At 68.7% G+C, this 10,825-nt stretch carries 8 protein-coding genes; 6 read left to right on the top strand and 2 right to left on the bottom strand.

The features are described from left to right. Window positions 1–201 precede the first annotated feature (201 nt). On the top strand, window positions 202–459 hold the full coding sequence (locus ACFWX1_RS45260; protein WP_378396118.1) for a hypothetical protein: 258 nt from the start codon (window positions 202–204) through the stop codon (window positions 457–459). Between the two features lie 56 nt (window positions 460–515). Next, complete coding sequence (locus ACFWX1_RS45255; protein ID WP_378396117.1) at window positions 516–1,076, top strand: GNAT family N-acetyltransferase; 561 nt, start codon at window positions 516–518, stop codon at window positions 1,074–1,076. On the opposite strand, the gene ACFWX1_RS45250 is transcribed toward ACFWX1_RS45255, so the two are convergent. Continuing rightward, window positions 1,045–1,698 carry a YigZ family protein gene (locus tag ACFWX1_RS45250; RefSeq protein ID WP_378396116.1) on the bottom strand — a complete coding sequence of 218 codons (654 nt, stop codon included), beginning with the start codon at window positions 1,696–1,698 and terminating at the stop codon, window positions 1,045–1,047. The two genes, ACFWX1_RS45255 and ACFWX1_RS45250, sit on opposite strands and share 32 nt — an antisense overlap. Before the next feature lie 495 nt (window positions 1,699–2,193). Here ACFWX1_RS45250 and gltB point away from each other — a divergent pair, with 495 nt between their 5' ends. Both gltB and ACFWX1_RS45240 read left to right on the top strand, forming a co-directional pair. Continuing rightward, window positions 2,194–6,744 (top strand): glutamate synthase large subunit, encoded by a 4,551-nt coding sequence (gene gltB, locus ACFWX1_RS45245; RefSeq protein ID WP_378396115.1) that lies wholly within the window; start codon window positions 2,194–2,196, stop codon window positions 6,742–6,744. A 92-nt stretch (window positions 6,745–6,836) separates the two neighbouring features. Next, window positions 6,837–8,288 carry a glutamate synthase subunit beta gene (locus tag ACFWX1_RS45240; RefSeq protein WP_378396114.1) on the top strand — a complete coding sequence of 484 codons (1,452 nt, stop codon included), beginning with the start codon at window positions 6,837–6,839 and terminating at the stop codon, window positions 8,286–8,288. 367 nt (window positions 8,289–8,655) lie between these two features. On the opposite strand, the gene ACFWX1_RS45235 is transcribed toward ACFWX1_RS45240, so the two are convergent. Continuing rightward, on the bottom strand, window positions 8,656–9,555 hold the full coding sequence (locus ACFWX1_RS45235) for an ROK family protein (protein ID WP_378396113.1): 900 nt from the start codon (window positions 9,553–9,555) through the stop codon (window positions 8,656–8,658). Between the two features lie 211 nt (window positions 9,556–9,766). Between ACFWX1_RS45235 and ACFWX1_RS45230 the strand changes: the two genes are divergently transcribed. Then, complete coding sequence (locus ACFWX1_RS45230) at window positions 9,767–9,976, top strand: CbtB-domain containing protein (RefSeq protein WP_378330225.1); 210 nt, start codon at window positions 9,767–9,769, stop codon at window positions 9,974–9,976. 17 nt (window positions 9,977–9,993) lie between these two features. After that, entirely contained in the window at window positions 9,994–10,779 is a 786-nt protein-coding gene (locus tag ACFWX1_RS45225) for a CbtA family protein (RefSeq protein WP_378396112.1), read from the top strand. Window positions 10,780–10,825 lie beyond the last annotated feature (46 nt).

The following is a 10,825-nucleotide window of genomic DNA, read 5'->3' as shown; positions in this document are numbered from 1 at the left end:
CGTTGAACGTCCCCAACGGAGCGTTCGCGACGCCGAAGCAGCGTCCGAGCACGGGGAGTCGCCCCACGAACCGGTGACGCTGGGCCGGAAGGTGCCGACTCGCCGAGCCGAAAGGGCAGAAATACCCGATTCCGCACAGGGAGAGACGAAAATGTCGGTGGTGAGAGTTTCACTGGAACGGTGAGGAAAGGAGGCACCGCCATGATCGACGAGCTGAACCATCGTGAGCGGGCCACCCTGCGAGCCGTGGCTGGGGGCCATGCCGAAATCAGTTGCAGCTGCGAGCCGGACCTGTTCATCGACGGGCTCGCCTGTTGTGACCAGCTGACCGCGCATCGCTTGGCGCGGTTGGGATTTGTCCGCCCTGCCAGAGCGGGCAAATGCGGGGAACGGGTCCCCGCGCTGCTGACCGAAAAGGGGTCCTCGGCACTCGCCGGGCCGGACGCGGCCGCCGCGTGAGCAACCACGGGGAAATCCGGTTGCCCCGGGAATGAACGACACCGCAGCATCGTGCGGTGGAGCTTTTCCTGGAAACTGCTCGGCTCGCCCTCCGGCGGTTCACGATCGAGGACGTCGACGCCATGTACGCGCTCGACAACGATCCGCGTGTCACGCGGTTCATCAACGGCGGCGCACCCGTCGACAGGGCGTACATCGCCGAAGACCTGATCCCGCACTACCTCACGCACTACGAGCGGTTCGAGGGTTACGGGTTCTGGGCGGCGGAAGAGCGAGACACCGGCGCGTTCCTCGGCTGGTTCCACTTCCGGCCCGAGGAAGACGCACCCGCCGACGAGCCCGAGCTGGGTTACCGCCTCAACCACGGCGCGTGGGGCAAGGGCTACGCCACCGAGGGCTCGCTCGCACTGCTGCACAAGGGATTCACCGAACTCGGCGTACGCCGGGTGGTCGCTTACACGATGGCAGTGAACGAGCGCTCACGCCGGGTGATGGAGAAGGTCGGCATGCGCTTCGTGCGGGCCTTCCACGAGGACTGGGCCGAACCGATCGAGGGCGCCGAGCACGGCGAGGTCGAGTACGCGATCACCCGCGCGGAGTGGGCGAATCGGCCTTGACCCAGCGCTCCCCTCGCTCGCGGGCCACTGCCTCGCCGCCGGTGAGGTCGGCCAGCCAGCCGTGAAAAGGCTCGCACTGGCCGGTGCCGAGCCCGATCTCGAAGTGGGCGTTGTCGTCGAACCAGGAGTCGTGCAGCAGGTAGGGCGAAGACCGCAGGTCGTTCTCCAGGCGTCCGGCGCGGCCGTAGTCGACGACGACCTCGACCAGGTGCAGCCGCCGGTACTCGGTGACCCCGACGACGTCGAGCGCCTCGGCCACGGCCTGGCCGTACGCGCGGATCAGCCCGCCCGCGCCGAGCAGCACACCGCCGAAGTAGCGAGTGACGACGGCCACGGTGTCGGTCAGATCGCGGCGGCGCAGCACCTCCAGCATGGGCGTGCCTGCCGTGCCCGCGGGCTCACCGTCGTCACTGGACCGCTGGGTGCGCCCGTCCGGGCCGAGCACGAAGGCATGGCAGTGATGCCGCGCGCCGGGCTCGGCCTTGCGGCGCCGGGCGATCTCCTCACGCGCGGCGTCCGCGGTGTCGACCGGGGCGAGCGCGCAGAGGAACCGGGATCGCTTCACCTCGATCTCGTGCACCCCGGCACGAGCTACGGACAGGTAACGATCAGAACCGGTCATCCCGCCAGCTTCTCATCTCTCCCGCCCGCGTGAACACCCGGTGGCGCAGCACGTTTTCGCAGGTGGGCACGATTCCGCCCCGCCTGCGAGCAAGAGGTTCCGTCAGATGGGGAGTACCCCGTGAGCCGTCAACGTAAGCGTGGCATTTCCCACGCCCGGCCACCGGCGTATGTCGATAACGGCGAATTCACACTATCGTCATAAGACCCGGCGAACCCGGGAGTAACACGCGTGCCCCCTGACCGGCCCCCACCACAGTGGCTTGTCACACCCGGGCGCGTGCGCAGCACCACCACAGTTCGGCCGCCCAATGCTGTGCGGTCCTCCCGATGTCCGTCCCAGGACGGCCGTAATCCCTTCGCGGATAACGGTCTGGACGACGTCTTCGCTCTCGACTGACCATCGCGGTCCCGGACCACTTTGTTAACTGGTTCTGCTCGAACCACCTAATGGAGTGCGTGCCGGTCGCGCCGACGCCTTGGGAGGCGGCCAGCCGTGACCCACCGTACTAGTTCCGTCCCCCATCCGGGGGAAGAGCAGGCCAAGGGCCTGTACCGCACCGAATACGAACACGACGCCTGCGGTGTCGCGTTCGTCGCCGACCTGCAAGGTCGCCGGAACCATGCGATCGTGGCCAAAGCACTTGTCGCACTGCGGAATCTGGAACATCGCGGGGCACGTGGTGCCGAACCCGACACGGGTGACGGCGCGGGCCTGCTGATCCAGATCCCGGACGAGTTCTACCGCGCGGTCGCCGGCTTCGAACTGCCCGACGCGGGCGCGTACGCCGTCGGGACCGCTTTCCTGCCGACCGACGAGAAACGGCGCGGCCGCGCGATGAGCGCCATCGAGCGCATCGCGGGCGAAGAGGACATGCGCCTGCTCGGCTGGCGCGAACTGCCGGTCGACACCGACCACGTCGGCCCCACCGCGGCCGAGACGATGCCGCACTTCACCCAGCTCTTCCTCGCCGGGCGCCGGAACAATCTCGACGGGCTCGCCCTGGAGCGCGCGGCCTTCTGCGTTCGCAAGCGCGCCGAGCACGAGCTGGCCGAGGACGAGGTCTACTTCCCTTCCCTGTCCTCGCGCACGATCGTCTACAAGGGAATGCTGACCGAGCCGCAGGTCGAGAAGTTCTTCCCCGACCTCACCGACGAGCGCGTCACCAGCGCCATCGGCCTGGTGCACTCCCGCTTCTCCACCAACACGTTCCCCTCGTGGCCGCTGGCCCACCCGTACCGCTACGTCGCGCACAACGGCGAGATCAACACGCTGCGCGGCAACCGGAACTGGATGGACGCCCGCGAGGCGCTGCTCGGCACCGACCTGATTCCCGGTGACCTCAAGCGGATCTACCCGATCATCACCCGCGGCGCGAGCGACTCGGCTTCCTTCGACGAGGTGCTGGAGCTGCTGCACCTCGGCGGCCGGTCGCTGCCGCACTCGGTGCTGATGATGATCCCGGAGGCGTGGGAGAACCATCAGGAGATGGACCCCGCGCGTCGCGCGTTCTACGAGTTCCACTCGACGCTGATGGAGCCGTGGGACGGGCCGGCGCTAGTCGCCTTCACCGACGGCAGCCAGATCGGCGCGGTGCTGGACCGCAACGGCCTGCGCCCCGGCCGCTACTGGGTCACCGACGACGGCCTGGTGGTGCTCGCCAGCGAGGTCGGCGTGCTGGAGCTGGACCAGTCGACGATCGTCCGGAAAGGACGGTTGGAGCCGGGCCGGATGTTCCTCGTGGACACCGCCGAGGGGCGGATCATCGAGGACGAGGAGATCAAGACCGAGCTGGCCACCGCGCACCCGTACGACGAATGGGTCGACGCCGGGCTGCTGCGGCTGGAGGAACTTCCCGGCCGTGACCGCGAAATCCCGCTGCACGCGGCGCTCGTGCGCCGTCAGCAGGCCTTCGGCTACACCTCCGAGGAGCTCGAAACCATCCTCGAACCGATGGCCCGCACCGGCGCGGAGCCGATCGGCTCGATGGGCAACGACTCGCCGATCGCCACGCTTTCGAGCCGGTCGCGGCTGTTGTTCGACTACTTCATCCAGCTCTTCGCCCAGGTGACGAACCCGCCGCTGGACGCCATCCGCGAAGAGCTCGTCACGGCGCTCGGCACCCAGCTCGGCGCGGAGCCGAACCTGCTGGACGCGAACTCGAAGTCGTGCCGCCGGATCGTGCTGCCGTTCCCGGTGCTGGACAACGACCAGCTCGCGAAGCTCGTGCACGTCAACGACGACGGCGATCTGCCGGAGTTCCAGGCGGTCACCGTGCTCGGCCGGTACAACGTGCACGGCGGCGGCGCGGCGCTGCTGGAGCGGCTGGACGAGATCCGCGCCGAGGTGTCCGAGGCGATCGAAGACGGCGCGCGGCTGATCGTGCTGTCCGACCGCGGGGTCGACGAGGACCACGCGCCGATCCCCTCGCTGCTGCTCACCGGCGCGGTGCATCACCACCTGGTCCGCGAGAAGACCCGCACGCAGGTCGGCCTCATCGTCGAGGCGGGCGACGCGCGCGAGGTGCACCACATCGCGCTGCTCGTCGGCTACGGCGTCGCCGCGGTCAACCCGTACATGGCGATGGCGACGGTCGAGGAAATGGCGCTGCAGGGCCGGATTCCGGGCGTCACCGCGCAGCAGGCCACCCAGAACCTGATCAAGGCGCTGGGCAAGGGCGTGCGCAAGACGATGTCGAAGATGGGAGTGTCCACTGTGGCCTCCTACACCGGCGCGCAGATCTTCGAGGCGGTCGGGCTCGGCGAGGAGGTCATCGAGACCTGCTTCACCGGGACGACCTCGCGCCTCGGCGGCGTCGGCTTCGACACGATCGCCGACGAGGTCGCCCAGCGGCACCGCCACGCCTACCCCGCCGACGGTTTCCACGCCAACCACCGCGAGCTGGAAACCGGCGCGGACTACCAGTGGCGCCGCGAGGGCGAGCCGCACCTGTTCAACCCGCAGACCGTGTTCAAGCTCCAGCACTCGACCCGCAGCGGGAAGTACGAGATCTTCAAGGAGTACACGAAGGCGGTCGACGACCAGTCCGAGAAGCTGCTGACGCTGCGCGGGCTGTTCGATTTCAAGTACGGCAAGCGCGCACCGGTGCCGATCGAGGAGGTCGAGCCGGTCTCGGAGATCGTCAAGCGGTTCGCGACCGGCGCGATCTCCTACGGGTCGATCTCGGCGGAGATGCACGAAACCCTGGCCATCGCGATGAACCGGCTCGGCGGCAAGTCGAACACCGGTGAGGGCGGCGAGGATCCGGAGCGGCTCTACGATCCCGAGCGGCGCAGCGCGGTCAAGCAGGTCGCAAGTGGACGGTTCGGCGTCACGAGCGAGTACCTCGTCAACGCCGACGACATCCAGATCAAGATGGCGCAGGGCGCGAAGCCCGGCGAGGGCGGGCAGCTGCCCGGCCCGAAGGTGTACCCGTGGATCGCGAAGACGCGGCACTCGACGCCCGGTGTCGGGCTGATTTCCCCGCCGCCGCACCACGACATCTATTCCATCGAGGACCTGGCGCAGCTGATCCACGACCTCAAGAACGCCAACCCGAAGGCACGCATCCACGTGAAGCTCGTGTCCGAGGTCGGCGTCGGGACGGTCGCGGCCGGGGTGTCGAAGGCACACGCCGACGTCGTGCTCATCTCGGGCCACGACGGCGGGACGGGCGCGTCGCCGCTGTCCTCGATCAAGCACGCCGGTGGCCCGTGGGAACTCGGCCTGGCCGAGACGCAGCAGACGTTGCTGGCCAACCGGTTGCGTGACCGGATCGTGGTGCAGACCGACGGCCAGCTCAAGACCGGCCGGGACGTCGTCGTCGCGGCGCTGCTCGGCGCCGAGGAGTTCGGTTTCGCGACCGCGCCGCTGGTGGTGTCCGGCTGCATCATGATGCGGGTGTGTCACCTCGACACCTGTCCGGTGGGCGTGGCGACGCAGAACCCGAAGCTGCGCGAGAAGTTCAGCGGCAAGGCCGAGTACGTGGTGAACTTCTTCGAGTTCATCGCCCAGGAGGTCCGGGAGTACCTGGCGGAGCTGGGTTTCCGCTCGATCGCCGAGGCCGTCGGGCACGCCGAGTTCCTCGACAAGCGCAAGGCCGTCGAGCACTGGAAGGCGTCCGGTCTGGACCTGACGCCGATCTTCCACGTGCCCGAGATGGCGCCCGCCGGGCTGCGGCTCCAGCAGACGCAGCAGGACCACGGGCTGGAGAAGGCGCTCGACAACACGCTGATCCAGCTCGCCGAGGGCGCGCTGAACTCCGGCGACAAGGTGCGGCTGGAACTGCCGGTGCGCAACGTGAACCGGACCGTCGGCACCATGCTCGGGTCCGAGCTGACCAAGCGCTGGGGCGGAGAAGGCCTGCCGGACGACACGATCGACGTCACCTTCACCGGCACGGCGGGCCAGTCTTTCGGCGCGTTCGTGCCGAGCGGGATCACGCTGCGGCTGGTCGGCGACGGCAACGACTACGTCGGCAAGGGCCTGTCCGGTGGGCGGATCATCGTGCGGCCGCCGCATGAAGCGACGTACGCGGCCGAAGAGCACATCATCGCCGGGAACGTCATCGGCTACGGTGCGACGAGCGGCGAGATCTTCATCCGCGGCAAGGTCGGCGAGCGGTTCTGCGTGCGCAACTCGGGCGCGCTGGCCGTCGTCGAGGGCGTCGGTGATCACGGCGGCGAGTACATGACCGGGGGCCGGATGGTGGTGCTCGGCCAGATCGGGCGCAACTTCGCGGCCGGGATGTCCGGTGGTATCGCCTACGTGCTCGACCTGCCGGCGCACCGCGTGAACCCGGAGATGGTGGACATCGATCCGCTCGACTCCGAGGACGTCGCATTCCTGCGGTCCACTTTGGAGAAGTACTACAACGAAACGGAATCCGCCGTGGCGCGGGCCCTGCTGGCGGATTGGGACGCGGCCACCGACCGGTTCGGCAAGGTCATGCCGAAGGACTACAAGCGAGTGCTCGCCGCTCAGGCCAAGGCGGAGCGGGATGGGCGTGACGTGAACGAGGCGATCATGGAGGCGGCTCATGGCTGACAATCGCGAAGCTGGCTATGAGTGCCGACCGGCAGTGCTTGTGCGGGACACCCGCACCCGAGGGAGTGTCCCGCAGAACACGGAGGCGGCTCATGGCTGACCCCAAGGGTTTTCTGACCACCCCGCGCGAAACGCCGAAGAGCCGCCCGGTGGATCTGCGGCTGATGGACTGGCGCGAGGTCTACGAGGACTTCGCGACGACGAAGCTCCAGAAGCAGGCTGGGCGCTGCATGGACTGCGGGATCCCGTTCTGTCACCAGGGTTGCCCGCTCGGGAACCTCATCCCGGAGTGGAACACCCTGACGTGGCAGGAGGATTGGCGCGACGCGGCCGAGCGGCTGCACGCGACCAACAACTTCCCGGAGTTCACCGGCACGCTGTGTCCCGCGCCGTGTGAAACCGCTTGTGTGCTCGGGATCAACGACGATCCGGTGACGATCAAGCGGGTCGAGATCTCGATCATCGACCGGGCCTTCGAGGAGGGCTGGGTCACCCCGCAGGTCCCGGTGACGAAGACCGGCAAGAAGGTCGCCGTCGTCGGTTCGGGGCCGTCCGGACTTGCCGTGGCGCAGCAGTTGACGCGCGCGGGCCACAGCGTCGTGGTCTTCGAGCGTGCCGACAAGATCGGCGGGCTGCTGCGCTACGGCATCCCCGAGTTCAAAATGGAGAAGTCCCGTTTGGACCGTCGGCTCGACCAGATGCGGGCCGAGGGCACGGAATTCCGGACCTCGGTGAACGTCGGCGTGGACGTCACCGCGGAGGAACTGCGGTCCGCCTATGACGCCGTGGTGCTCGCGGGCGGGGCGACGGCGTGGCGGGATCTGCCGATCACTGGCCGCGAGCTGGACGGCATCCACCAGGCGATGGAGTTCCTGCCGCCCGCGAACCGGGTCGCGGCGGGCGAGCTGGACGTGTCGCCGTTCGACGCGGCCGGGCTCGACGTCGTCGTGATCGGTGGCGGTGACACGGGCGCGGACTGCGTCGGCACTTCGCATCGGCAGGGCGCGAAATCGGTGACACAGCTGGAAATCATGCCGCGTCCGCCGGAGTCGCGTTCGGACGCTCACCCGTGGCCGACGTACCCGATGATCTACCGGATCTCCTCGGCGCACGAGGAGGGTGGCGAACGGCTGTACTCGGTGAACACGCAGGAATTCCTGGGTGACGAGAATGGCCGCGTCCGGGCGCTTTCGCTGGTCGAGGTGCGCAACGAGGGCGGCAAGTTCGTCCCGGTCCCCGGGACCGAGCGGGAACTGCCCGCGCAGCTGGTGCTGCTCGCGATGGGCTTCGTCGGCCCGCAGCGGGAGGGCCTGTTGGAGTCGCTCGGCGTCGAGCTGGACCCGCGCGGGAATGTCGCGCGGGACAAGGACTTCCGCACCAGCCTGGACAACGTGTTCGTGGCAGGCGACATGGGCCGCGGCCAGTCGCTCATCGTGTGGGCCATCGCCGAGGGCCGCTCCGCGGCCTCCGCCGTCGACGCCTACCTGACCGGCCGGGACGTCCTCCCCGCCCCCATCCGCCCCACCGACCGCCCCATCTCCTGACCCGAAACGGCGATCTCGCGTGATCCGATGGAGATCTCGCGTGCTTGGACGGCATCCCCGGCCAAACACGCGAGATCTCCGTTCACGCACGCGAGATCGCCACTTGCGCACGCCTTCCCTTGCTCTTTTCGAGTGAAAGCGGGAAATGAGTGGCGGGGAGACGGTGACGGGGAGCAATCTGGATGTAGGGGACGCCGTCGGTGACGAGGGGGCTCGAGCCGGCGGCGTGCCGTCCAACCGGATGGCGATTCACTGGGGAAGGGGCCCGATCTTCGTGCTGTCACAGGCTTTTCTGCGCGTACAGGCCTGATTCTCCCGCGGTGCCGTTAAGGCCACCTTACGGGCGTCTGGAGCCCGTAAGGTGGCCTTAACGGTCTTTGGCCAGCAGGTCGAGGGCGAGCAGGCCCGCCCCGAGGCGGCCTGCCTCGGGGCCGAGTTTCGCGACGCGGAGTTCGGGCATCCGCTGGAAAGTCAGCGAGGCCGCCAGCCGTTCCCGCAGCGGCGCGACAACGTACTCCCCCGCCGCGAACAGGCCACCGCCGAGCACGATCACCTCGGGGCCGAGCAGCGTGAGCAAGGTGCGGAGGCCGCGCGCGAGCCCGTCCACCGCCTCGGACACCACGGCGCTCGCCACTGGATCGCCGTCCCGCGCGAGATCGATCACCGGCAACGCGCCGTCGACACCACGTTCCGCCCGTTCGGAGTAAAGCCGCGCGATCGCCGACGCCGAAGAACTCGCCTCCAGGCAACCGACCGCTCCACAGCCACACCGCAGCGAATGCCCGACGTCGATGTGCCCGATCTCCCCCGCGAGCCCGTGCGCCCGGTAGATCCGGCCGTCGAGCAGCAACGCCGCGGCGATCCCGGTCCCGACAGCGACGAACGCCGCGTCGGCACAGCCTTGCCCCGCCCCGACCCGGAACTCGGCCAGGCCGCCCGCGCTGACGTCGTGCCCGAAGGCGACCGGCAGCCCGAGCCGCGATTCCAGCAACGAGCCGAACGGGACGTCCCGCCAGTCGAGATTCGCCGAAAACCGCGCGACCCGCGCCTCTTCGTCGACGATCCCCGGCACCACGACACCCACCGCGCGCACCGACGTCCCGCTGCCCATCTCCCGGACCAGCGCGGTGACCTGCGCGGCCAGCGCCGTCCCGTCCGCGCCGCGTGCCGTTGGGACCTGCCGTTCTTCGAGGATGCCGAGCTGCGCGTCGAGCAGCGCGGCCTTGATCGTCGTACCGCCGACGTCGAGCGCGGCCACCGTGTCCATGACCGCATTGTGGCATCGAGGGCGTCACATCCAGCATCGTCACATTGACGCCCCCTTCACACGGACCTACTCTCAGACGGCCAGACGACGGAATCCGGAACGCGGTGAGAATCCGCGCGGTCGCGCCACTGTGACCCCCGAGGGGGAAGCCAGACCCGGAGCCGTCGAGCAGTTGTCCCCGACGAGGCCGCGCAAGCCCTAGGAGGTCACCGTGACGAACCCGGCGATCACAGCCGCCCCCATCCCGCTGCGGATCCCGATCCGCGAAATCGTGCCGTGGGCGGTGTTCGTCACCCTCCTCGCGCTGATCGCACTGTACTTCGTCAGCACCGAGCAGGGCGCGCTCTCGGTGTTCGCGAACACCTACGTCCACGAGTTCGTGCACGACGGCCGGCACCTGCTGGCCTTCCCCTGCCACTGAGCGGGGCCGCGCCACTCATGATGAGGACCTTGCTGGTCCGCGGGATGCTCGCGGGCCTGATCGCCGGTGTGCTCGCGTTCGTTTTCGCCTATCTCTTCGGTGAACCGTCGGTCAACGCGGCCATCGGTATCGAGGAGTCGGGCGGCGCCGCGCACTCCCATTCGCACGACCACGGCGCGGGCGCCGAGCCCGCAACCGCGCCCGCGCCCGCTGAGCACGAGGAGGAGGTCGTCCCGCGCGACATCCAGAGCACTCTCGGGCTCTTCGCGGGCGTCGCGGTGTACGGCGTCGCGATCGGTGGGCTGTTCTCGCTCGCCTTCGCGTTCGTCTACGGCAGGCTCGGCACGCTCCGACCTCGTGTCACGACGGCGCTGCTCACCGGCGGCGCCTTCGCGGTGGTCTTCCTGGTGCCGTTCCTGAAGTACCCGGCGAACCCGCCCGCGGTCGGCCAGGCGGGCACGATCGGGCAACGCACCGAACTGTACTTCGGTTTCGTCGCGATCTCCCTGCTGGCCGGGATTCTCGCCGCCGCCTTCGGCCGCAAACTCGCCGACGCGCTGGGCGCGTGGCGGGGCGGGCTGCTCGCGTGCGCCGGGTACGTCGTCGTGATGGCGGTGGCCGCGTGGCTGATGCCGGTGATCGACGAAGTCCCGGCGACGTTCCCGGGATCGACGCTGTGGAGTTTCCGTACCGCATCGGTGGGGACACAGCTGACTTTGTGGGTTTCCCTGGGCCTGATTTTCGGATTCCTCGCCGAAAAGGCGTTGACGAAGAAACCCGCCGAGGCCGTATCGGCGGCGTAACACCAGCCCCCTTACGGTGAATCCGCGCGTGCCCTTACTGACGGGC

The organism is Amycolatopsis sp. NPDC059021 (assembly GCF_042739895.1).
Taxonomy (GTDB): Bacteria; Actinomycetota; Actinomycetes; order Mycobacteriales; family Pseudonocardiaceae; genus Amycolatopsis.
Note: the sequence above shows the minus strand (reverse complement) of the source record. Positions and strands in the feature narration are given on the sequence as shown.

Excerpts from the sequence above, each read along its gene's own strand:
- ACFWX1_RS45260 (WP_378396118.1), top strand. The coding sequence starts at position 202 with ATGATCGACGAGCTGAACCATCGTGAGCGGGCCACCCTGCGAGCCGTG.
- ACFWX1_RS45250 (WP_378396116.1), bottom strand. The coding sequence starts at position 1,698 with ATGACCGGTTCTGATCGTTACCTGTCCGTAGCTCGTGCCGGGGTGCAC.
- ACFWX1_RS45240 (WP_378396114.1), top strand. The coding sequence starts at position 6,837 with ATGGCTGACCCCAAGGGTTTTCTGACCACCCCGCGCGAAACGCCGAAG.
- ACFWX1_RS45235 (WP_378396113.1), bottom strand. The coding sequence starts at position 9,555 with ATGGACACGGTGGCCGCGCTCGACGTCGGCGGTACGACGATCAAGGCC.
- ACFWX1_RS45225 (WP_378396112.1), top strand. The coding sequence starts at position 9,994 with ATGATGAGGACCTTGCTGGTCCGCGGGATGCTCGCGGGCCTGATCGCC.